This window comes from Actinoplanes sp. SE50/110 (assembly GCF_900119315.1).
Lineage (GTDB): Bacteria > Actinomycetota > Actinomycetes > Mycobacteriales > Micromonosporaceae > Actinoplanes.
Genome location: NZ_LT827010.1, coordinates 7439391 through 7460887 on the forward strand (window position 1 = coordinate 7439391; position 21497 = coordinate 7460887).

The 21497-nt window shown below is 68.0% G+C and carries 20 protein-coding genes, 1 tRNA gene and 1 pseudogene; 12 read left to right on the forward strand and 10 right to left on the reverse strand.

Annotated elements, in window-relative coordinates; all coding sequences use genetic code 11:
* The first annotated feature begins 190 nt into the window (after nt 1-190).
* The 4 genes from ACSP50_RS33255 (at nt 191) to ACSP50_RS33270 (ending at nt 6594) form a co-directional block, all read left to right on the forward strand.
* A complete protein-coding gene (locus ACSP50_RS33255; protein WP_014693712.1) occupies nt 191-1018 on the forward strand; it encodes an ABC transporter ATP-binding protein in 828 nt (275 codons plus the stop codon).
* Nucleotides 1015-3504, forward strand: coding sequence for an FtsX-like permease family protein (locus ACSP50_RS33260; RefSeq protein ID WP_014693713.1), 2490 nt, complete (start codon nt 1015-1017; stop codon nt 3502-3504). Before ACSP50_RS33255 ends, ACSP50_RS33260 begins: the two co-directional genes overlap by 4 nt.
* Nucleotides 3505-4091: 587 nt before the next feature.
* Nucleotides 4092-5300 (forward strand): bifunctional lysylphosphatidylglycerol flippase/synthetase MprF, encoded by a 1209-nt coding sequence (locus ACSP50_RS33265; RefSeq protein ID WP_052311793.1) that lies wholly within the window; start codon nt 4092-4094, stop codon nt 5298-5300.
* Nucleotides 5293-6594, forward strand: a complete 1302-nt coding sequence (locus ACSP50_RS33270; RefSeq protein ID WP_014693715.1) for an alpha/beta hydrolase family protein — start codon at nt 5293-5295, stop codon at nt 6592-6594. The genes ACSP50_RS33265 and ACSP50_RS33270 overlap by 8 nt, the downstream gene beginning before the upstream one ends.
* 192 nt (nt 6595-6786) lie before the next feature.
* On the opposite strand, the gene ACSP50_RS33275 is transcribed toward ACSP50_RS33270, so the two are convergent.
* Together ACSP50_RS33275 and ACSP50_RS42740 are read right to left on the reverse strand one after the other, a co-directional pair.
* Nucleotides 6787-7098 carry a barstar family protein gene (locus tag ACSP50_RS33275; protein WP_043512672.1) on the reverse strand — a complete coding sequence of 104 codons (312 nt, stop codon included), beginning with the start codon at nt 7096-7098 and terminating at the stop codon, nt 6787-6789.
* A gap of 35 nt (nt 7099-7133) precedes the next feature.
* Nucleotides 7134-7616, reverse strand: a complete 483-nt coding sequence (locus ACSP50_RS42740) for a hypothetical protein (RefSeq protein WP_155123704.1) — start codon at nt 7614-7616, stop codon at nt 7134-7136.
* Between the two features lie 348 nt (nt 7617-7964).
* Here ACSP50_RS42740 and ACSP50_RS33280 point away from each other — a divergent pair, with 348 nt between their 5' ends.
* Entirely contained in the window at nt 7965-8267 is a 303-nt protein-coding gene (locus tag ACSP50_RS33280; protein WP_014693716.1) for a hypothetical protein, read from the forward strand.
* Nucleotides 8268-8447: 180 nt separating this feature from the next.
* On the opposite strand, the gene ACSP50_RS33285 is transcribed toward ACSP50_RS33280, so the two are convergent.
* The gene (locus ACSP50_RS33285) at nt 8448-9044 is read right to left on the reverse strand and encodes a hypothetical protein (protein ID WP_014693717.1); all 597 of its coding nucleotides are present in this window, start codon (nt 9042-9044) and stop codon (nt 8448-8450) included.
* Nucleotides 9045-9292: 248 nt separating this feature from the next.
* On the opposite strand from ACSP50_RS33285, the gene ACSP50_RS33290 reads away from it, so the two are divergent.
* Nucleotides 9293-10411 (forward strand): IS630 family transposase, encoded by a 1119-nt coding sequence (locus ACSP50_RS33290; protein WP_014693718.1) that lies wholly within the window; start codon nt 9293-9295, stop codon nt 10409-10411.
* 82 nt (nt 10412-10493) lie between these two features.
* Nucleotides 10494-10862 (forward strand): annotated as a pseudogene (locus ACSP50_RS33295) (transposase); the annotation flags it as partial.
* Between the two features lie 39 nt (nt 10863-10901).
* Here ACSP50_RS33295 and ACSP50_RS33300 read toward each other — a convergent pair.
* The 4 genes from ACSP50_RS33300 to ACSP50_RS33315 form a co-directional block, all read right to left on the reverse strand.
* The gene (locus ACSP50_RS33300) at nt 10902-11399 is read right to left on the reverse strand and encodes a hypothetical protein (protein WP_014693720.1); all 498 of its coding nucleotides are present in this window, start codon (nt 11397-11399) and stop codon (nt 10902-10904) included.
* A 185-nt stretch (nt 11400-11584) separates the two neighbouring features.
* Nucleotides 11585-13999 (reverse strand): DUF6571 family protein, encoded by a 2415-nt coding sequence (locus ACSP50_RS33305; RefSeq protein ID WP_014693721.1) that lies wholly within the window; start codon nt 13997-13999, stop codon nt 11585-11587.
* Nucleotides 13996-14310: a WXG100 family type VII secretion target gene (locus ACSP50_RS33310; protein WP_231956769.1), complete on the reverse strand. Its 315-nt coding sequence runs from the start codon at nt 14308-14310 to the stop codon at nt 13996-13998. The genes ACSP50_RS33305 and ACSP50_RS33310 overlap by 4 nt, the downstream gene beginning before the upstream one ends.
* A 345-nt stretch (nt 14311-14655) precedes the next feature.
* Nucleotides 14656-15312, reverse strand: a complete 657-nt coding sequence (locus ACSP50_RS33315) for a hypothetical protein (protein ID WP_043512677.1) — start codon at nt 15310-15312, stop codon at nt 14656-14658.
* An 833-nt stretch (nt 15313-16145) separates the two neighbouring features.
* Here ACSP50_RS33315 and xerC point away from each other — a divergent pair.
* Nucleotides 16146-17240: a tyrosine recombinase XerC gene (xerC, locus tag ACSP50_RS33325; RefSeq protein WP_014693723.1), complete on the forward strand. Its 1095-nt coding sequence runs from the start codon at nt 16146-16148 to the stop codon at nt 17238-17240.
* A 167-nt stretch (nt 17241-17407) separates the two neighbouring features.
* Here xerC and ACSP50_RS33330 read toward each other — a convergent pair.
* A tRNA-Val gene (locus ACSP50_RS33330) sits at nt 17408-17479 on the reverse strand.
* A gap of 55 nt (nt 17480-17534) precedes the next feature.
* Nucleotides 17535-17909, reverse strand: coding sequence for a TIGR02611 family protein (locus tag ACSP50_RS33335; RefSeq protein ID WP_043512680.1), 375 nt, complete (start codon nt 17907-17909; stop codon nt 17535-17537).
* A gap of 309 nt (nt 17910-18218) precedes the next feature.
* On the opposite strand from ACSP50_RS33335, the gene ACSP50_RS33340 reads away from it, so the two are divergent.
* The 4 genes from ACSP50_RS33340 to ACSP50_RS33355 all read left to right on the forward strand — a co-directional run bounded on the left by ACSP50_RS33340 (nt 18219) and on the right by ACSP50_RS33355 (nt 20568).
* Entirely contained in the window at nt 18219-18650 is a 432-nt protein-coding gene (locus ACSP50_RS33340; RefSeq protein ID WP_014693725.1) for an SsgA family sporulation/cell division regulator, read from the forward strand.
* Nucleotides 18651-18998: 348 nt separating this feature from the next.
* On the forward strand, nt 18999-19784 hold the full coding sequence (locus ACSP50_RS33345; RefSeq protein ID WP_231956770.1) for a helix-turn-helix transcriptional regulator: 786 nt from the start codon (nt 18999-19001) through the stop codon (nt 19782-19784).
* Nucleotides 19785-19871: 87 nt separating this feature from the next.
* Complete coding sequence (locus ACSP50_RS33350) at nt 19872-20327, forward strand: Rrf2 family transcriptional regulator (RefSeq protein WP_043512683.1); 456 nt, start codon at nt 19872-19874, stop codon at nt 20325-20327.
* 67 nt (nt 20328-20394) lie between these two features.
* On the forward strand, nt 20395-20568 hold the full coding sequence (locus tag ACSP50_RS33355; protein ID WP_014693728.1) for a DUF4236 domain-containing protein: 174 nt from the start codon (nt 20395-20397) through the stop codon (nt 20566-20568).
* Nucleotides 20569-20589: 21 nt separating this feature from the next.
* Here ACSP50_RS33355 and ACSP50_RS33360 read toward each other — a convergent pair whose 3' ends face one another.
* Nucleotides 20590-21477 (reverse strand): hypothetical protein, encoded by an 888-nt coding sequence (locus ACSP50_RS33360; RefSeq protein WP_014693729.1) that lies wholly within the window; start codon nt 21475-21477, stop codon nt 20590-20592.
* Between the last annotated feature and the right edge of the window lie 20 nt (nt 21478-21497).

Sequence of the window (21497 nt, forward strand, 5' to 3'; positions counted from 1 at the left end):
GCACAGCCGGAAGGGGTTGCCGGTGAGTGGCGCGGCCGGCTACCGGGCGCGGCCGGCTACCGGGCGCGCCCGGCGGGGGAAGGTAGGGCTGGCACTACCGGCGGGTGGCGGGCTGACTGGATCGATCTTGGGCGTGGCGCTGCATAGCGTTCTGGGCGTTCCACTGGTCCACTTCGTCAGGAGAAAACTCATGCTCGCTCGCTTCCGGCAGTCCGGGGACCCCGGTGCGATCGCCGTCCGGGTCGAACAGGTCTCGCGCGTGTACGGCGCGGGTGAGCAGCAGGTCATCGCCCTCGACGGGGTCGACGCCGCGTTCGAGCGAGGCACGTTCACCGCGGTGATGGGGCCGTCCGGCTCCGGCAAGAGCACGCTGCTGCAGGCCGCGGCCGGGCTCGACCGGCCGACGTCCGGACGGGTGTGGATCGGCGACACCGAGTTGTCCGGGCTCTCCGAGACGGCGTTGACCAAACTGCGTCGTACCGAAATCGGCTTTGTGTTTCAGGCCTTCAACCTGATCGGGGCGCTCACCGTCGAGGAGAACATCCTGCTGCCGCTGCGGCTCGCCAAGCGGCGGCCCGACCGGCAGTGGACCACCGAGGTGATCGCGCGGGTCGGCCTCGGTCAGCGGCTCCGGCACCGCCCGGCCGAGCTCTCCGGTGGTCAGCAGCAGCGGGTCGCGATCGCCCGGGCCCTGGCCGTCCGGCCGAAGGTGATCTTCTGCGACGAACCGACCGGCGCACTGGACACGCAGACCGCCGCGGAGGTGCTCACCCTGCTGCGGGCGGTCGTCAGCGAGCAGGGGCAGACGGTCATCATGGTCACGCACGACCCGGTGGCCGCGTCGTACGCGGACCGGGTCGTGGTCCTGGCCGACGGCCGGATCGTGCGGGACATGCCGCAGCCGGGCGCCGCCCGCATCGCGGAGGAACTCGGCACGCTGGGCCGGCCGGTCCCGGCGGGGTCGTCGGTTCCGCAGAGCCCGGCCGGTCAGCAGGCTGTTTCGGGGATGCGGCGATGATCCGGCTCGCCGCCGCGATGCTGCGCCGCCGGATCGGCAGCGCGATCGCCACGCTGCTCGCCCTCACCGCGGGCGTCGCGCTGCTCACCGCCATGGGCGCGCTCCTGGAGTCGGGACTGCGCTACCAGGCTCCACCCGGCCAGTACGCCGGCGCCGACGTGGTCGTCGCCCGCCACACCATGGCCTTCACGCCGGAACAGACCGGCGGCGAGGAGACGGTCACCGTCGACCTGCCTGCCGGCGGCACCGTGCCGGACGCACTGGCGGACCGGATCCGCCGCGTTCCCGGCGTGGCCACGGTCGTCGCGGACCACCAGGTCGCCGTGGTGGTGGCGGGGCCCGCCACCGGTCATGGGTGGAGCAGTGCGGTGCTCACGCCGTACAAAATCATTGCCGGAAGCCCACCGGCCGGGCCGGGAGATGTGGTGTTGGACGCCCGCGTCGCGGGCGGCGCCGAACCGGGGCGACGCACCACCCTGCTCGTTGCCGGCGTCCCGCAGGAATACCTGGTCACCGGCATCGCCGAGGGAACGGGACCGGCGAGCGTCTTCTTCACCGATGCCCGGGCCACCGCGCTCTCCGCGGCACCCGGCAGGGCGGCGGCGATCGGCGTGCTGGCCGCGCCGGGCGTCGACGTCCACGACCTCGCCGCCCGGATCGGCACGCTGGCCGACGCCGACGGCGCCGACGCCTACTCCGGCCGGAACCTCGGCAGGGCCGAGCACGACCCGGCGGCTCCCGAGGAGTTGCTGATCGCGGTCGGCGGCACCTTCGGCGGATACGTGGCGCTGCTCGTCATGTTCGTGGTGGCCGGCACGCTCGGGCTGTCGGTCCGGCACCGCCGACGCGACCTGGCGCTGCTGCGGGCGATCGCCGCGACCCCGGGCCAGGTGCGCCGGATCATCGTCGCGGAGTCCGGGCTGCTCGGCCTGATCAGCGCGGCCGCCGGTGTCCCGGCGGGCCTGCTCGCCATCGGCTGGGCGCACCACCAGTTCGTCGACCGGGGTTTCCTTCCGGCGAGCTTCCCCATGGTCACCGGCGGTTTCTCGGTCCTGATCGCCGCGGGCGCCATCCTCGTCCTGTCCATGGTGTCCGGTCTGATCGCGGCTCGCCGGGTCACCCGGATCCGGCCCGCCGAGGCGCTCGGCGAGGCGGCGGCCGAGCCCCTGGGCGGCGGCCGGGTCCGGCTGGTCTTCGGCGTCCTGACCCTGGGCGGGGCCGGCGCCGCGGCGACGTTCGCCGGCGCCACCTCCGGATCGACCGCGGTGAACAGCGCCATCGGCATGCTCTACCTGTTCGTCACCGCCGTCGCGCTGCTCGCGCCCTGGATCAACCGGGTGGCCGCCCACGTGCTCGGCCCCGCGCTCCGGGCATTCTGGGGGCCCAGCGGCTACCTGGCCGCCAAGAACCTCAAGGCGAACGCCAAGGGGATGACCACGGTGCTGACCTCGCTGGTGCTGTCCGTCGGGTTCGGCGGCTCGGTGTGGTTCCTGCAGGACAACGTGCAGCGGGCGACGGTCAGCCAGAACCGCGAAGGCACCCTGGCCGACGTCACCCTCGTGTCGCCCGCAGGCCTGCCCGCCGCCGCGGCCGCCGAGGCGCGGCGCATCCCCGGCGTCCGGGCCGCCGTCGGCGTCCAGCACACCTCGGTGCTCACGGCGAGCGAATCCGCGGCACCGGTCGAGGCGCAGGCGATCGACCCGGACGGCGCGGACGCCGCACTGGACCTGCGGGTCGTCGCCGGCCGGCTGTCCGACCTGGGCCCCGAGACCGTCGCGGTCTCCCGCCTGCAGGCGGACAGTGCCGGCTGGACGCTCGGCGGCCGGGCGACCTTCTGGCTGGGCGACGGCACCCCGGTCACGCCGCGGGTCGTCGCCGTCTACGAGCGCGGCCTCGGCTTCGGCGACGTGACACTGCCCCGGCAGACGGTCACCGGGCACACCGGGAACGCCCTCGACGAGCGGATCCTGATCCGCACCGAGCCGGGCGCGGCGACCGCCGAGGCGCTCGCCACCCTGGCCACCCGCTACCCGGGCAGTGCGATCGCCACCACGGTCGGCCTGAATGACCGGCTCGCCGCCGATCTGTCCCTCGGTTCCTGGCTCAACAAGCTGCTCATCGGTGTCATGGTCGGCTACGCGGCGCTCGCCGCCGCCAACACCATGGTGATGGCGGCCCTGGCCCGGCGCCGGGAGCTGTCGCTGCTGCGGCTGGTCGGCGTGACCGCGCGCCAGGCCAAGCGCATGGTCCACGCCGAGCAGGTCGGACTGCTGGGCATCGCCCTGGTCATCGGCGGCGGCATCGCGGCCGGCACCCTGACCACCGTCGTCGGCACCCTGACCGGCAACCTGATGCCGTACGTGCCGGCGCTGGGCTGGATCGCCGTGCTCGGCGGTACGACCTTCCTCGCGCTGGCCACCACGATCCTGCCGGTCGGGCGCCTGCTCAGGATCGCGCCGATCCACAGCATCGGCATCAAGGAATAGCGGCCGACCCTGCCTTGTCGGCGCACCGCGACGGCGGACGGTGACTGACTTTCTCGAGCATCGATGGTGGCTGTCGGTGCGCAGTCCGGATCACGCCCTCCTGTCGCAGATGACGCACGATCCGCACCAGACCGGCCGTCACCATGCGCGATGAGTCCACCACGGACGGGTCAGTGCCCGCGAACCTGACGCTCAACACCGAGGTGACGACGACCTTCGGCCGATGGCCGACGGGGGCGCGTGAGTACGCGGGGAAGCGCAAATGTCGTGCTCAGAACCTGGTTGCACGATCTTGCCATAGTGAACGCCGCACATGTCCGTGCGTCACGGAGGGAAGCTGCCGGACAGGATCCGGGCCGGCGCCTTTCCGGACTGTCCGGTGGGCGAGCGGTCGTGTGCGACCGTCCATACAGAAGCCTTTGGAGGCATGACGTACCTCGATGCTGGACCGCTGGCCGCAGCGGTCCTCACCCTTCGCCTGCACCGGTCGCGGTGCGCGTTCATGTCGAAAGCTACGGGGATACTTCTTGAGCCACTCGCAGAGAAATTCGGGAACACGATTCAAACGGGCCGAGCGCCACCGCTCGGTGGCTCCGGTCGCGGAGGCGCCGCCCTCGATGCGCGGTACGCCGGTCCAGCGCCGGGATCCCACTCCCGGTCGCCCCAACGCGCTGTCGCTGCTGCGGCGCTTCGGCGGCTCCTCGCTGTCCTACATGGCGACGTGGCGGGGCGTGCGACACTGGTCCACTCCGGACGGCCAGGTGGTGGTGCCGTACCGGCTGGTGGGCTCGGTCGCGCTGACGATCAGCGATCCGATCGGCGAGCGGAGCCTGATCCGCGGTGCCGTGCGGCAATTCACCGCACACTGTCGCAGCAACGGCTGGACGCCCTGCCTGTACAGCATCAGTGAGGAGGTCAGCACGCTGCTGGCCACCGACGGCTGGCAGTTGTTGAGGGTGGCCGACGACGCCCGGGTTCCCCTGGAGCTCCTGCAGTTCACCGGTCGCCGCTGGCAGGACATCCGGACCGCGCAGAATCGCGCGCGGCGCGAGGGCCTGGTGGCCGACTGGATCTCCTTCCCGGCCTCCGCGGCCGCGATCACCGAGCAGATCGAGGAGATCTCCGCGGCGTGGATGGCGCAGAAGGAGATGCCCGAGATGACCTTCACTCTCGGCGGCATCGACGAGCTGCGGGACGACCGCGTGCGATGCCTGATCGCGGTCGACGCCGAGCACCGCGTCCAGGCGGTCACCAGTTGGCTTCCCGTCTATCGCGCCGGTGCAACCGTCGGGTGGACGCTGGATATGATGCGTCGACGGCCGGAAGCCACGAACGGCGTCATGGAGTTCCTCATCGCGACGGCGGCGATGCAGTTCAAGCAGGAGGGTGCCGAATTCCTCAGCCTGTCCGGCACACCGCTGACCTCGGCCCAGCACGAATGCCGCGTGCCGCGACTGCAGCGCCTGCTGGAGCACTCCGGTCGGCTGCTGGAACCGGTATACGGGTCGCGGGCGCTGCAGGCGTTCAAGGCCAAGTTCCAGCCGGTGTACCTGCCGCTCTACCTGGCCTACCCCGACGTCACGTCCCTGCCCCGCATCGGTCGAGCCGTCATGCGCGCCTACCTGCCGGGGTTGACGGTGCGCCGGGCGCTGCGGTTGGCCGTGACCGTGCTGCGAGGATCGCGGCGCGCCCGATCGCGCGGCAGCTCAGCGAGCGTCGCCGTAACGCACCGCGCTCAGCCGGAGGTGGCTGCGTGCCGATGTGCCCGCTCGAGGATGAGGAGACAGGGTGGCTGACTGGTCGCTACTGACGGGATGGTTGCCGTGGGTGGTCACCATCACCGGCGCGATCGCGTTCGTGGGATTGTTGGCTCGCCGCGACAGGAGATTCTGGACCCGGGTCGTACCGATCGTCCTGGCGTCGGCCGTCGCCGCGGTCGTCGCGTTCGACATCGCCGTCGAGAAGGTGTGGCGGCCGTTCCCCGATGAGATCCCCACCCACGACCTCGTCTGGGGGGCGGTGGGCTTGGCGGCGGTCGCGCTGGCCGCCGTCCGGCTGCGGCGGCTCTCCTGGCGGTTACGGCCGGTTGCCGTGGTGGCAGCCCTCGCTGTCGTCACCACCTCGGCGGTGCAGATCAACGTCTACTGGGGCATGTACCCGACCGTGGAGGCCCTGCGGGAAGCCGCCCACAGCGACCGGGCCCGGCCGCTGCCCGGCGGCGTGCCCCCGAGCGAGCTGGTCACGGCCGCCGCGGGAACGATGCTGATCGACTCCTGGAAGCCCACCCAGCAGATCCCGGCGCACGGCGTCGTCTACCCGGTCGGTATTCCCGGGGTCGTCTCCCGGTTCCCGGCCCGCCCAGGCTACGTCTACCTCCCGCCGGCGTACGCGGTCCTCCCGCGACCGGTCCTCCCCGTGATGGTGCTGATGGCCGGCCAGCCCGGGGAACCCAAGCAATGGCTCACCAACCTCCGCCTCGCCGACACGCTCGACGCGTTCGCCCAGGCCCACCGCGGCCTCGCACCGGTCGTGGTCGTCGTCGACGACCTCGGCGCCACGACGGCCAACCCGCTGTGTGTCGACTCCCCGCTCGGCAATGTCGAGACCTACCTCACCCAGGACGTGCCGGCGTGGATCCGGGCCCACCTGCAGGTCGCCTCCGACCGACAGCAGTGGTTCGTGGGTGGCTACTCACACGGCGGCACGTGCGCGCTGCAACTCGCCGTACGCGCGCCCTCCCTCTACGGCAAATTCGTGGACATCTCCGGCCAGCGTGAGCCCACCCTCGGCGCCCACGTCACCACGGTGCAGCGGGTCTTCGGCGGCGACAACGCGGCCTTCACCCGCATCAACCCCTTGGACATCATGAAACGGACCCGTTTCCCGACGACCGCCGCGTTCCTCGCCGCCGGCAACGATGACCACAGATATCTACCTCAGCAGCAGGACGTGCGTGCCGCCTGCCAGGCCGCCGGAATGCAAGTCGAATGGTTGCAGATACCGGGCAAACACAACATCACGTTCTGGCGGGAGGCCTTCAGGCAGGCGCTTCCGTGGATCTCCACGAACGGCCAGCTCGCCGAGAGCTGAGTGGCGACGACGGGTCCGCCCGGCCGGGGCGGACCGCCTCAGCGGCCGATGCCATCGCCGGGGCGGCGCGCCACCCGGGCGGCCCGGCCCGGGAGTGGGCTGTCCGCCCACCTCGCCGCCGAGCGCACCGCCTCGGCCATGCCATCGCGTCTCACAGTCGGGGCAATCCGGAGCCACGGCGTCCATCGTTGATCAATCTTGGCCTACCGAAGGTGGTGGCTGATGAACCACGAGTCGCGAACGGCGGCCGGCGAAGGCCTGCCGCAACGCTCTGGCCTCATGGTCCTTCCGGGAGAAGAGACCTGCCCGATCGACGTGGACGACGACCGCATCGTGGCGATCGACGAGGTCCGAGATCCCTCTCGCCTGGATCGTGTCGCGCCAGGCGTCGATGTTTCGCCCGAACCATGCCGGTAGTCCGCAGGGCTTCGCCACGGCATCCCAGAAGTCGTCGAGCGTCTCGATTTTCCTACTCCTGAGATCGACGATCAGATCGATGGCCACGTCGCTTCCTCCCCTTCCCCGTCACGACGTACGTCTCAGCGGGCGACGACGGTTGCCGGCATGGCGGAAAGCAAAGCCAGGAATTGGTCTTCCGCGAAGGTCTCCTCGCTGGCGAGTACCTGCCGGATCAGGTCACCGTCATACGGCAGCTGCGCCGCTCGAGCCCATGTTGCCGCCGCCGTCACCGCGGTTTCCGGTGCCACAGCCGGAGCGCCGTATTCAGCTGCCCTGTTCGGGTTCAGCACGGCGGACCATCGTGCGCCTCCCGGTGCTGCCGCTTCTACGACGGCACAGTCGCTGTCCAGGATGTAAGCCCCGACAACCGGCGCCTGAGTGTGAGTGGCAACGGCTGCGACCGCGCGTGCAAGATCTGGTTCGGCACCGAAGACCTGGCGGACCAGCCAGCCATGGTGGTCGTCAGCGACTGCTTGCTGGTGTTCGCCGAAAGCGTCGAGCGCAACGCTGCGCTCCTGGTCTTGAGGCCGGCGGATAGCCACGATGTATCCCCAGTAGCCCACGGTCACGCACCTTCTCGCTGTTGAACAGTTGCGGCGTCCCCGTCGTACCTGACGGGTAGCCCCGAGCCGCGAGGGCTTGAAAGATGCGCTCGACGGCGACTTGGTCGTGGTCACGATAGTCGGCGGTGGCGACCGGCCACAGACCACCCGATTGCAGCGACTCCACCTGATGGAAGGCAGCAACGGACCGTTCCCTCCGGGGACAGCACCGTCGCGGCCGGAGGCCGACCCGTGTGGTAACCAATCCCGGATCTTCCCGCGACACCCTCCACAACGAGGGGTGTTCCGTCCCATGCCCGTACGGCCCTGCGGCTGGCAGCGACAACTGCGGAACGAGGCTGATACCCGATGGATCCGGCCCACCTGCGCGACGTCCTGTCGCGCCACGACCCCGACCCTGAGGCGGTCCTGGCCCAGCTACGCGCCAAGCAGGGCGCGCGACGGCGGCGGCAGGCGATGATCGCCATGGGCACCGCAGTCGTGCTCGTCGCCGGTGGCATCGGCGTCTGGTCCCGGCTCGGCCAGGTGCCGGCGACCCCGGACTACACCGCGGGTGCGTCGCCCGCCGGCACGTCGCCCCCCGGTGGCGGCCGGCTCGCGGGCGCTGACGCGGATCAGGCCGCCAGCGCCTGTCTCGCCCTGCCGGAGTAGCTCTCCCGGGTGCCATCCGAAGGGGTATCCGTCATCGTCGCCCGAGGACAGCTGACCGGGCGCACCCGCCTCGACGGCTACCGTTTTCACGAGATGGAGCGGCCTCATTACATTACGGACCGCGCGGAACTCCTCGAGGAAGGGCCGTTGCGTGCGCCGACGAAGAACCCGCCGTGCCGCTCATCGTTGTTCAGCCACGGCTTTACCGACCGCGGCCGCGGCGAAGGTCTCCAGTACGTCGTCCGGTATCTGCCACTTCAGCGCCGTGGAGCCGTCCGGCTCGATGCCGTACTGCTCGACATCCTCGGCCTCAGCCTCCCGGCCGTGCGAGGCCAGGAAGTCCGCCAGCTCTCCCACCCCGTACGCCAAGCGAAGCAAAACTCGCGTGCGGTGCAGCTTCTCGAGCCCATCAATGTCACCGGCGGCAGCCAGCACCCCGAGCAGCTTCCCCGCCGATCTGCGGTCCGTGGTGGCGGATGGCCATAGGACGGCGGCGGCACGCACATGATCGCCCGCTGCCGTGTAGCTCTCCGCCAGACGCCGGGCGACCTCGCCGTGACCGCGTTCCGCCGCCCGCAGGCGCCACTCCGCGGCAGCATCCGCCTGTCCGCTCAGCTCCACCTGTTCGATGAGCAGTACCACGGATTCCCAGTCGTCGTCCTGAGCCCGCGGCGTCAGCCACTCAGCGGCGCCGGCATGCCCGTCGCGGCGGACCAGCAGGTCGACCGCGTCCCGTACGGATCCCGCCTGCCGCTGATCCGCGGCGAGCCGCGCCACCTCCCACGCCTCGTCGCCGCGGTCATGATCAAGCAGGAAGGTGAGCAGGCGACGTCGACCGAACGAATGTCCCGCGTCCGAAGAGGTTCGAAACCAGCGCTCGGCCTCATGCGGGTCACCGGCCGCTAGTGCGTTGACCACGAACGTTCACCGGGTCGATGACACGCCGGATCACTTCCACCGGTAACTGCTGGGAACACCTCACTCTCAACGGCGATGACATTCGTCGTGGAGAGTGAGGTAGCGGGTTGGCCGAGCCGGTCAGGGCACGGCGGTTGACGCAAGAAGAAGGCCGCAAGCTGCAACAACTAGTCCGCAGAGGCAAGCACGATTCGGTCCGGGTGCGCCGGGCGTTGATCATCATGGCGTCCGCGTCCGGGACACCCGTCGCAGCAATCGCGAGCCTGATCGCCGGGCATGAGGACACCGTCCGCGACGTGATCCACTCGTTCAACGAGATCGGCTTACGTGCGCTGGACCCTCAGTGGGCGGGAGGCCGTCCCCGCCGGATCAGTGACGACGATGAAGCGTTCATCGTCGCGACGGCCACGGCCCGCCCGAGCACGCTCGGGCGGCCCTTCACCTGCTGGAGCCTGCGCAAACTCGCCGATTTTCTGGCCACCGACGCCACTCGCGAAGTCATCATCGGCCGGGAACGGCTGCGACAGATCCTGCGCCGCAACCAGGTCAGCTGGCAGCGGACCCGGACCTGGAAGCAGTCGAAGGACCCGGACTTCGACGCCAAACTCGACCGGATCGAGGAAGTCACCACCCAATTCCCGACCCGCAGCTTTGCGTCCGACCAGTTCCGGCCGTTGTCGATCCGCCCCAACCACGGCCGCGGCTGGGCCCCGCGAACGCATCCGGACCGGCTGCCGGCGACCTACCATCGCACGCACGGCATCCGCTACTTCCACGGCTGCTACAGCCTCGGCGACGACCAGCTCTGGGGCGTGAACCGGCGACGCAAAGGCGCAGACCACACCCTGTCCGCGCTCAAATCGATCCGGAAAGCGCGGCCGGACGGCGCACCGATCTACGTAATCATGGACAACCTGTCGGCGAACAAAACGCCGACCATCCGGGCCTGGGCCGCTCGTAACAAGGTCGAGCTATGCCTGACGCCGACCAGCGCGTCCTGGGCCAACCCGATCGAGGCGCAGTTCGGGCCGCTGCGCATGTTCACCATGGCGAACTCGAACCACCCGAACCACACCGTCTTAGCTCGCAAGCTGCAGAAATACTTGCGCTGGCGCAACGCCAACGCCCGCCACCCCGACGTCCTGGCCGCGCAACGCCGCGAACGAGCCCGGGTTCGCAGCGAACGTCAACAACGCTGGGGCCGACCCCGAACGAAGGCCGCCTGACGGATCGGACCCGGTGAACGTTCGTGGTCAACGCACTAGCGGACGATCTTCTCAGGCATCGCGCGTGCATGATCTTATGATCGTCACCGCCGCCTCCGTCAGCGACAACACGATCGGCATCGACCTACTCGACCGGGCCACCCGCATCTACCCCACTCTCACGAAGGCCTGGGGCGATGCCGGCTTCCGCACCAAGGTCGTCGAACATGGCGCCACGCTCGGCGTCGACGTCGAGATAGTCACCACGGACCCGCAGGTCAAAGGCTTCTCAGTGATCAAACGGCGATGGGTCGTCGAACGCACCATCGGATGGCTCATGCAACACCGGCGCCTGGCGCGTGACTACGAAACTCTCCCGGCCACCTCGGCCACAATGATCCGCATCGCCATGATCGACAACCTCACCAAGAGAGCCGTCGACGAAACCACCCCAACCTGGCAAGACACCTAAAACGGCATAACACACAAACTACGTGAATCAGACGCCCTCTTAGGGCTGGTGTTGAGCCCATTCCGTGCACTCCGTACCGTATTTCGCCTTACGGTCCGGATCCTTATCGAGGAGGTCATCGGCGAGCCAATGACGTTCGCCGTCACTGCTCTGGACGTCCTGCATCACGTAAGACTCAAGGTTCGCTCGCCCCTTGCGGACTCCGGGGTTCTTCTGCTGGGCCTCGTGCCAGTAGCCGAGATCGGCGCAGAACGTGACTGTCATGCGATCCGCGCTGTTCGTCTCGACGCCCATGACCTTGACCCAGATCGGGCCGATCGACGGGTTGTCACTCGTCGAGGTCGCGAAGGGTGCCAGGAACTGCTGGTAGTACCGCTCGGTGTAAACGAATCGCCCGATCGGGCTGACCGTGGTCGAGTCGGTCGCACTCAAATCCCAGTACCGGTACACCAGACCTCGACGTGCTCCGAGGACCGCGTCGACGTCCGGTGTCTTGGACAGGTCCCAGGTGATCGGCAGATCCTTGGTCCCGTTCATCGGCAACTTCCTGTACGCCTCGTCGTAGGTCAGGACGGGCCTAGCGGAGCTTACGGGTGTCGCATGCGAAGCCGTTGGGGTCGCAGGCGGATCATCGCTCGTGCAACTTGCCGTCGTCAGACCGACCGTCACGGCGGCAAGCAGCACGCCGAGAGTCGTCGGCTTGGACCGGCTCGTCCTGCTCCTCACTTGAGAATCTCTCCCGCCCACTCGTAGCCCTTTTGATAGTTGTCCCCGGCGCTATTGGCGGCATTACCCAGCACACTCTGGCCGAGGTGTGCCTTCCACCGCTGCCATTCCTTGATATCGTCGCCGTCCCATGCGCTCACCGGCTTGGGATGGCCGTCCACCAGGAGCCGCTCAGGCAGATCCTCAAGTTTGCCGCTGTCGTAAAGGGCTTGTTCGGTGAGGCCGACCGCGGTGTTTCTGGCGGCCCCAAGCGACTGGCCGACCTCGTACGTGACGTGGCCGGTGTTGTCGACCTTGGCCTGTTCCTCGGCTTGAGACATCAGGCCGTCGACGTACTCTTTGGCCAGGTCACCGGCGACCGGCACCGTGATCTTACTGGTGACCTTACCCATGACCTCGTCGACCAAGCGGCCAGCGATCTTGTAGTGGCTCTCGACCTTGTTGTTGTAGGCCTCGTCCAGTTGGGCGCTGGTGATGTGGTGAACATCGTTCGCTCCCTTGTCGAGCGCACCCATCACACTGCCGTAGTTGTGCGAGACGTTCTCCATCGAGCTCAGGTTGCGGTCAAGGCCGTTGTGCGGGTTCTGCCGGCCAGACAGGATCTCGTCGTAGCTGCCTGCCGCGTACGCAGCCTCGGCCTTGGCGATCGTCTCGTGTGCTCCCGGGTCCTTGCCCAGGTCGGCTAGGAATCGCACCAGGTGGTTGTGGTCGACATCGAGGGTCTGGCCGGGGATCGCATTGTGGCCGTCCGCGATGTTGAGGTTCACGTCGAAGATATAGGCGGATGTGATCTTTGCGAGGTGCTGGCGCAGCTGCGGCTGGATGAGGTCGGAGTGGGCGAAGTCCTCACTCTTGCCGTGACCGGGGATAACACCGTTGTGGTAGCCCTGAGCCTGCTCGTCGACGCCGGTCTCGTAGATGATCGACTCGACGATATGCCGGGCTTGCGGGCTGGGCTCACCAGTGGTGGCAGATTCGAGAGCGGTACCGAAGTCGTCGAGCGCGGTGCTCTTGTAGTCGCCGCCGTGCTGCATCACCTCGTTCGACCAGCCGGAGCCACCGGGAACGTCCGCGTTCCAGTTCCGGTCGGTGAGCAGGTAGTCGAGCCGGTCCAGCCGACCGCCGACCGGGCCGTCCGCGGAGAAACTGGTGACACCGGTGAGCAGGTCTCGAGTAGCCTCCGGATTGCGCGACAGCGCGTCCATCAGGCCGTTCATAGGGTCGTAGCCGGCCGCCACGGTATTGTCGTCATGGCCATGGGTCCAGTCCAGGCGCAGGTTGTCACCGCGTTCAGCGGTCCACAGTCCGCTGTTCTTGCCCTGTGACATCTCGAAATCCACCATGTCCCCGCCGACCGCAGTCAGGAATCGAGCGTCGTATGACCCATTGTGGAGCAGCGGGCTTAGTAGCTGATACCCGTAGACGTTGACATCTTGAGGCGGGCCGTAGGGGCCTACGACGGTCATCTTGCTGCGTCCGGCGGCCATCAGGTCGCCAACCCACTGGCCGGACAGCTCGTGATCACCGGGCACGTAGGTATCCCCGCGCGGACCGGTCTGGGTGCCGGTGTGCTCGGTCGCGGTCGCCAGCATCAAGCCGAGACCGTTCTGCAGGTCACGGACCGTGTCAGCAGTCTCGTTGCTGAACATCCACCCGTCGGCGTCCTTGCCGGGGCCGTCGGGCTGGTAGGTCGCCAGCACGCCATTGAGTTGCAGCAAGCCTTTGGGTCCGAGCGCGGTCAGAAAGTCGTAGTCGAAGACCTTGTCTCGGCCGTACAGGGTGATCAGGTTCCGCAGTTCGTCGAGTTCAGCCGGCGTAGGCCGGTAGTTCGAGTCCAGGAGCTTCTTCGCTAGTTCCTCAGCCCGGGCAGCTGCGCCTGGCGGACTGGCGCCGAAACCGTTCTGAGGCGAAGGCACGTTGCCGTTGATCGTGGCGGCCGTCGCGTCGTCCTGTGCGCGTGCGTACTCCACGACTTGGCGCAGGTCGTTGAGCAGGGTGCCGGTTTCCCGCCCGGTCCGGTCGAGGTCGCCGCCCATGTACGCCGACGCGGGCGCGGTGATCGTGACGGCCACCGAGTCGACGGTGTAGCCAGCGTGCCGCGCCGACTCGACGATTCCCTCCGCCTGGCTCCGCAGGCTCTTCATCGCGTATGCGTGCTGGTCAAACGCGTCGGCCAGGCGTTTCGCTGGCAGATACGTATTTTCCAACTCGGCCCGCAGCATGGCAGCCTTCTGGCGAGCCGCTTCCGATCCACCGCCGTGCGGCCACACCGCAACCAGATCACGGGTGCCCACGATCAGCTGGTCGGTCGCGGTATCGAGACCGCGGGCAACCTGCTGCCAGACGTCGGCTGCACTGTGCCAAGGCCCGGCGTCGAACTCGAGCAGGTCTTGCAGCGTCAGGCCACTCATCGACCCACCTCCGGCCCGTTGGCTTCCAACGCATCGGCACTCGCCTGATCAGTGGACCGATACTTTTTCGACGCCGTTGTCAGAGTTCGGCCGTATTCGTCGACGTGGCTGGCGAGCCGTTGCAGATCAGCGAGCCACGCCGTCTCCGCTTTCTGCGCGGCTGCTGTCGCCGTGGAACCCGTCTGGGGTGCAGGCGCGAGACCGGAGCCGGCCGACTTCAGCGTCTGTTGCAGGGTCGCGGCCGCCTCTGCCACATCTTGACCCGCACCGTGCAACGCTTCGACATCGACCTGCAAAACCAGAGGCTGCACGTTCAACCACTCCCCCGTTCTAGACCGAACCCGACACCTTACAAGAGTCGCGAAACGCGACCGCAGATCGCAGGTAGCCTGACAGGCGCGGAGAGATACAGCGCGACGTGTGCAACCCTGCTGAGGAGAGCAGACCCGCACGCAGACGTGCTGCTCCGGGACCTGGCTGGACGTCACCTGTCTGCAGGCTGGTGAACTGCTGATACGACGAGACGACGGTCTGACCCATCGCACTGGTACACGCCCGTCGCCAACAAAAAGTTCAGCAGTATCGAACACCAGGCAGCCATGCTTTGATCAAGTCCGGGTCTACCCTGGGCGGGTGCAGATCCGTCAATGCGCCTGTCAATCACAATGGTGACCGCGTGTCCGTACATGCCAGATCCGGTATGCGAAGAAGTCTGGGTCGGCCCTGGAGAGGTGCGGATTCAGCAAACCACCGGGTAGTGCGGGTATCCGGGTTGGGGTCGGGGGCAGGACTCCCCTGCAGCGATCACGCATCGCCTCGACGCCGGCTTCCAGCATCTGCTTCATAGGACTATGGCGGGAAGCGACACGGCAGAGGCTGTCGAGTTGCGAGCGGCCGTAGTCGCAGCGGCGGTGGTAGGCGGCGGCTGCTCGCAGAGCGCGTCCCGTTATCAGACGCTGGGGATCCGCAGCATGAGTGTTGGTGATGACACTGAGGTAGTGGTCGCAGACTTCCACCGCGGAGGAGTCGTCGGCTTGGACGCTGAGGTCCGCGCTGACGCCGAGCAAGGTGATCAGGCGAGACCAGTCCGTGCGAGCATCGGTTTCGAGAAGCTGGGCGGCTCGGTGTACGGCGGTAAGCCCGGTAGTGATGTCGTCCTGCTGGTTAAGTAACTCGGCGAGCAAAATCCATAGCTCGGCCTCTATCCCACGGTCGAAATACGGTCCGGCAGCGAGCAGGGACAGCAGATGCTCGGCGGCATGGGCGGGATTGCGCAGGCCGATGCCACGCACCTGGTCAAGTAGCAGGCTCAAGGCCTCGGGCGCAGCCGGCGCCCGGTGAAGTGTCCAGCGCCACGTCCGCGCTCGCCCATTCACCGGATGCCGTCCGCAGTATCGGTGTGCAACTGGGCAGGGCGGTACGGCTTCTCTGAGCCTGCCGTCTGTCCGTTATTGCCGAGGAACAGGCATAGCAATGTTGCGAGTACGTCGATCTGATCCTCTTCGAGGAAGATCTGACTCCGCTCGGCAAGATGGTCAGCGACCCGTTCGGCCGACTGCTGGGCAGCGTTCTTGCTTCCGTGATCAGCGACTCCACTCGGTGACTACCCCGACTGCCACCTTCGGATCCATTCCTCAACCTCTTGCTCCCACCAGACACGCCCCATCTTCAACTCCTGGAACGGCGCTGGGAAGTCGTCACGATCGGCCAGCTGTTGGATCCTCTGCCGAGACACCCCAAGTCGGACTGCAATCTCCCGAGCTCCCACCAACCGCAGAATGGCACTCAGCGGAGCGTCCGCACGTGAGCGCCTCGCCGTGCACACCCACCGTCCGCAGTGGTCGCATGCCTCAAGGCTGTCCGTTCTCCCTGCCCATAGTCGTCCCGTCCGACTGGACGCAACACGTCGATACGAGACCTGCTCATGTTCGATAACACGTTGCCGGTGGCCGCCATCTGAATCCCCTGCACCTTCATCGGCCGCTACCTGCGCTTCACCGCGGAAGACCTAGCCGAGATCATCGCCGCCGGAGCACGCTCCAGCACCTCGGACGACCCGGCTTGATCCCGGCACGGTCAGGCACGTCCATGGACGCCTGACCACTACCACGGTCACCACCCACACCTACGGACATCAGGAGAACCCATGGCATGGGTCGAAAACCGCGGCGACGGCTACCGGGTCCGCTACCGGCGCCCGGACGGCACGGTCGGCACCGACAGCAGCCACACCACCAAGAAAGCCGCCCAGGACCGGGTGAAAGCCGTCGAGACCGAACAGCAGCAGGACACCTATGTCGACCCCAGCGGCGGCAAGATCACCCTCCGCGAATGGGCCGACCTGTGGCTGGCCGCCCACCAGGTCAGCAAAAGCACCGCCGCTAAACACCAGACCTACCTCAAGGTCCACCTCCTACCCCGCTTCGGCGACACCCCGAACAACGACATCACCCGAATGATGGTCCGGACCTGGATCAAAGAGCTCAGCCAGCGCCGGGCACCGGCCACTGTCACCGACATCCTCGCCCTGCTGTCCATGCTCCTGGGCGAAGCCGTCGAAGAACGCCGCATCACCATCAACCCCTGCCGCCGTCTACGCCCCGCCGCCGTCCCGAAAGCCGAACGCCCCTGGGCCACCCCCGCCCAGGTTCTCGCCATCGCCAGCCACCTCAACCAGCCCGAGGCCACCCTCGTCATCACCGCCGCCTACACCGGCATGCGCTGGGGCGAGCTGGTCGGACTGCAACGACACAACTGCGACCTCCGGGACGCCCGCATCCACATCGACCCGAAAGTGGGGGCCCTCCACGAGATCGCCGGCACCCTTGAACTCGGACCACCCAAGACCCCCGCCGCCGTCCGCACCATCGCGCTACCACCGTTCCTGGTCACCCGGCTTCGTGAGCATCTGGACAGCCGCGACCACGTCCACGTCTTCGCCGGCGCCGACGGCGGCCTCCACCGCCGCTCGAACTTCGCCCGACGCTTCTGGCGACCCGCCACCGACGGTGACCCGAAGAAGCTGATCGTCCCCGTCATCCCCGGCATGCATTTCCACGACCTACGACACACGCACAAGACCTGGATGATCGAAGACGGCGTCCCCGAGGTCGCGCAAGCCAAACGACTCGGCCACCGCCTACCCGGAGTCCGCGGCATCTACAGCCATGTCAGCCCCGCCGTCGAACAACGACTCGTCGACGGCCTGCAAAAGCGCTGGGAGGACACCGCGAAACGGTGACCACCTTGGCGACATAGTGGCGCTCACGCAGGGAGCGGACAAATCGTGTTTTGGGAGAGGTCACCATCCAACCGGTGCCGCTGCTCCCCGTTCGCTCCCAAAATCATGACAAAACACCCGCTACAGATGATCTCTGTAGCGGGTATTTTTGCAGCTAGAAGACTATGTGGGCGATACTGGGATCGAACCAGTGACCTCTCCGGTGTGAACGGAGCGCTCTCCCGCTGAGCTAATCGCCCTCAACGAGATGGAACTCTACCGGACCCCGTCCCACCCCCGCGAACCGGGTCCCTGTCATTCGCTCGGCAGCAGGTCGCGACCGACCCTGATCAGGTCGATGTGCAGGCTGAGGCGGACCGTGTAGTAGACCACCGCCGCCACGAAGGCGAGGCCGAGCGCGCCGAGGGCGGCGCGGGCGGCGAGGGTTTGGCGGGCGGCCCAGGTGGTCCAGGTTTTGACGTGCCGGCGGGTGAGGGTGAGGACTGTTTTCGCCCAGGCGAATTCGAGGGACAGGATCGCCAGGCCGAGGATGACGATGGCCCAGCCGGGACCCGGGAACGGGATGAGAACGATGCCGATGGCGACGACCAGGGTGCCGACGGTTCCGACGCCGATCTTCAGAGCGAGCCGCCCGCCGGGGGTGGAACGGATACGGTCGAGCAGACGCACGTCCGTAGCCCTGTCGTCCGGTTTTACACCCATTTCATCCCCCAGTGTCCGGGCGCCCCGTCACTACCCGGGAGGAATGGACGTTACCGGAGTAAGTCAACTGCTGGACCACCCGACGCCGGGCGGAACCGAGTACATGGGCAGAACAGGACAAGATATCTTTTTGCGTCCTGGGCGGAGGGGTTTTCGGAACCGTCTTCCCACTACTGGGTGAGATCAGCGTATGGCGGAGCGTAACGACAGGGATCACCTGAGTATGGGAAACGCGGGGTTCACCAGCCTCGCAGCGGTGCCGGGGGGAGTTCGTCCATGAGTACCATTCGTCCAACGACCGTCGAGGTCGAGACCTCGCTGCGGCTCGTAGCGCCAGACGCGACGGCACTGCCGGTGCGCGCCAGTCTGCGTTACGACCCGTCGGATCCGTATGCGGTCCATGTGTTGTTCCACGCGGAATCAGCCGGTGGGGAAGCCGTGAGCTGGTCCTTCGCGCGGGAACTGCTGGTTACCGGGCTCGACGAGCCCGCGGGTATCGGCGATGTCCGGGTGTGGCCGTGGGCCACGCCGCGAGGGGACTTCGTCGCTCTGGCGTTGTCGTCGCCTGACGGCAACGCGCTGTTCGAGGTGCCGCGCAGTGTCCTGGTCCGATTCCTGCGGCGCACCTATGTGGTGGTTCCGCGTGGCCGGGAATCCGAACACCTGGACGTGGATGCGGCGGTGAATCGCCTGCTCGCCGGTCGGTGACAGACGTCCGTTAGATCACCGGGCCCGCACGGACACTGCCGATCCGTGCGGGTCGTCCTTTTTTCGGGAAAAGTCGGGATCTCCGAAAAGGGATCGGAATCGGACGTATAGCGAATACCGAGGCACGAAACAGACAAATACCCCGGTAAGTGCAGTAAGGGATGCGTCGACGCCGATCGACGGTTACCGTCAGCGTCGATGCCAGCACTCATTCATCGCGCCGAGCGCGTACCAGCCTGTATACCGCCCGCCTGGGCGGGGGTCGGTGCCTGTGCCCTGCCGGTGGCGGCGGGATCCGCCATCGGCCTGCTCGAGTGTCACGCGCTCGTGCTGATCTCCACGGGACCAGTGCATGCCGACGTAGATTTCACGTCCCATCTGGCCGGACCGGGAACGCTGCTCTGGGCGCGCCCCGGCCAGGCCATCCGCTTCCAGACGCCGGGAAAGACGCCAGGAAAGACGCCGGGAAAGACGCCACCGGGGGAGACGACCACGGGCGATACGACCACGGTCGTCTTCCGGCCCGGCCTGTTCCAGCCCGGCGAGTTGCCCGGCCTGCATCCCGACGATCCGGACGGTCCGGCCACGGCTCCGGTGGTGCTCCCTGACCCGGGCGCCTGGAAAGCCGCGATGACGCAACTGGCGGCCGACGCCGAGGGGACCGGCGCCGCCCGGGGCGAGGTGGCCCGGGCTCTGCTCCGGCACCAGCTCGCCGCACTGCTGTTGCGCCTGCGGCTGCTGGACGGCGGCGGCCACGACTCCGGCAATGTGGAGAGCCGCACCTTCGAGCGGTTCCGCCGCCGGCTGGAGGACGGTTATCAGCAGAGCCGGCGGGTCGAGGACTACGCCGACGAGCTGGGCTGCTCGGTGCGCACGCTGACCCGGGCCAGTCTGGCGATCACCGGACGGACCGCGAAACAGGTGGTGGACGACCGGGTGGCCCTGCAGGCGCGGCGGCTGCTGGCCGCCACCGACCTGTCGGTCGCCGAGATCGGCCGGGTCCTCGGCTTCGGGGAACCGACCAACTTCGGGCGGTTCTTCCACCGCGAGACCGGGCTGAGTCCGGGCCATTTCCGCGGCGACTTCCACGAGCGTCCGACCGGGATACCCGGGCAACGACCACCCGCTGACTGAGGATGACCACTCGCTGGCGGAGGGTTAATTCCCACATCGCCCTGGGGTATGTGCACCGGGGCGGCGCGGAGGGGGCAGAATAGTCGCGTGCAGATCTCCGCGCGCGGCGACTACGCGGTCCGGGCCGCCCTGAGCTTGGCTCAGGCCTACCCGTCACTCATGTCCGCCCAGGCCATCGCCCAGGACCAGGAAATGCCCCGCAAGTTCCTCGAGGCGGTGCTCGCTGACCTGCGCCGTGCCGGGGTGGTGCGGGCTCAGCGCGGCGCCGAGGGTGGGTACACACTGTCCCACCCACCGCGGGAGGTGACGATCGGCCAGATCATCCGGGCGGTCGACGGCCCACTCGCCGGGGTGCGCGGTCTGCGTCCCGAGGAGACGCAGTACACGGGGGCCGCCGAAAATCTTCCGAACCTGTGGGTCGCGGTCCGGGCCGCGGTCCGTGAGGTGCTCGACGAGGTGAGCCTGGCCGAGCTCGTCAGCGGGCGGATGCCGGCGCACGTGCGCAAGCTGACCACCCGGCCGGACGCCTGGCAGCCACGCTGACGTTTGTGGATCGACGCGATCGGGAACCGTCCGCCCATCACGAAGCAGCACGATGGGAGCGTTTCCGATGGGCCTCATGTTCCGCAGCCGTAAGAAGTTCGGCCCGCTGATCCTGAACTTCACCGAGAACGGTTTCTCGTCCTGGAGTATCAAGATCGGCCGCTGGTCCTGGAACTCGCGCACCCGCGCGCACCGCGTCGACCTGCCCGGCCCGCTGTCCTGGAAGCAGGACAAGAGCTAGATCTCGGAAGCAGGACAAGAGCTAGATCGGGCTGATCAGCACGTCCCCGCCGAGCCGGCCGTGCGCCGGCTCGCGCGCGACCACCCCGGCGTCGATCATCAGGTGCAGCACGCGATTCGCGTCCGCCGCCCGGTAGACCGTCCCGGTCAGCGCGAACGTCCGCAGGTCGCTCACCGTCGCCGCGCCCACCCGGCCCAGGTACGCCAGGATCTCCCGGCGGAGCGGGCCGGGGTGCGGCTGCAGCGAGATGTCGATGAGGTGGCGTTCCGGGTCGGCCGGGTCGCGCAGCCGGACGCCGGCGAACTCGTCGACCGCCCAGAGCGCCTCCTTGAACTGTTCCAGGCTCTTCCCCGACCCGGTCGCGAACACCACCACCTGCCCGGGTTCCTCCCCGGTCGCCAGCTCGGCCGCGGTGAGCAGCGGAAAACCGGCCGTCCGATAGGGATCCGCCGATGCTCCGGGCGGCAGCACCAGCAGCACCTCCGCCGGTTTCCCGGCGGCAAGGCACGCCACGGTGGGCACCGCCGGCGGTTCACTCGCCGCCCCGGCGTCCAGATAGCCCAGCGTCGGTACGTTCTTGGCCCCGGCCGCCCGTACCGCCACCTCCACCGTGGCGGCGATCGGCAGCACCGACAGTCCGGCCCCGGCACCCGCCTGCTGCTGCACCTCGCCCAGCCGGGGAGTGATTGTCGTCATGTCGTCACCCACCGCCACCATGGACAGTTCCCGCCCGCGGGCCAGGTCCGGCAGGTCGGCGAGCACCCGCACGGCCGCCTCGGCGCTTGCCCCGCCGTCCACGTCGGCGTATCCGTGCACGTAGATGGCCCTACGGCCGCGATGCACCGCGGCCGCGGCCCACGCTTCGAGGTGCCGGACGAGGAGCTCGCGCTTGACCGTCGTGACTGACATGTCGCTGTTCTACCCCGTCC

What these genes read in the sequence shown, in the direction of transcription:
- ACSP50_RS33280 (WP_014693716.1), top strand. Translation starts at nt 7,965, where the DNA reads ATGGATCCGGCCCACCTGCGCGACGTCCTGTCGCGCCACGACCCCGAC.
- ACSP50_RS33305 (WP_014693721.1), bottom strand. Translation starts at nt 13,999, where the DNA reads ATGAGTGGCCTGACGCTGCAAGACCTGCTCGAGTTCGACGCCGGGCCT.
- ACSP50_RS33355 (WP_014693728.1), top strand. Translation starts at nt 20,395, where the DNA reads ATGGGCCTCATGTTCCGCAGCCGTAAGAAGTTCGGCCCGCTGATCCTG.
- ACSP50_RS33300 (WP_014693720.1), bottom strand. Translation starts at nt 11,399, where the DNA reads ATGAACGGGACCAAGGATCTGCCGATCACCTGGGACCTGTCCAAGACA.
- ACSP50_RS33340 (WP_014693725.1), top strand. Translation starts at nt 18,219, where the DNA reads ATGAGTACCATTCGTCCAACGACCGTCGAGGTCGAGACCTCGCTGCGG.
- ACSP50_RS33260 (WP_014693713.1), top strand. Translation starts at nt 1,015, where the DNA reads ATGATCCGGCTCGCCGCCGCGATGCTGCGCCGCCGGATCGGCAGCGCG.
- ACSP50_RS33255 (WP_014693712.1), top strand. Translation starts at nt 191, where the DNA reads ATGCTCGCTCGCTTCCGGCAGTCCGGGGACCCCGGTGCGATCGCCGTC.
- xerC (WP_014693723.1), top strand. Translation starts at nt 16,146, where the DNA reads ATGGCATGGGTCGAAAACCGCGGCGACGGCTACCGGGTCCGCTACCGG.
- ACSP50_RS33360 (WP_014693729.1), bottom strand. Translation starts at nt 21,477, where the DNA reads ATGTCAGTCACGACGGTCAAGCGCGAGCTCCTCGTCCGGCACCTCGAA.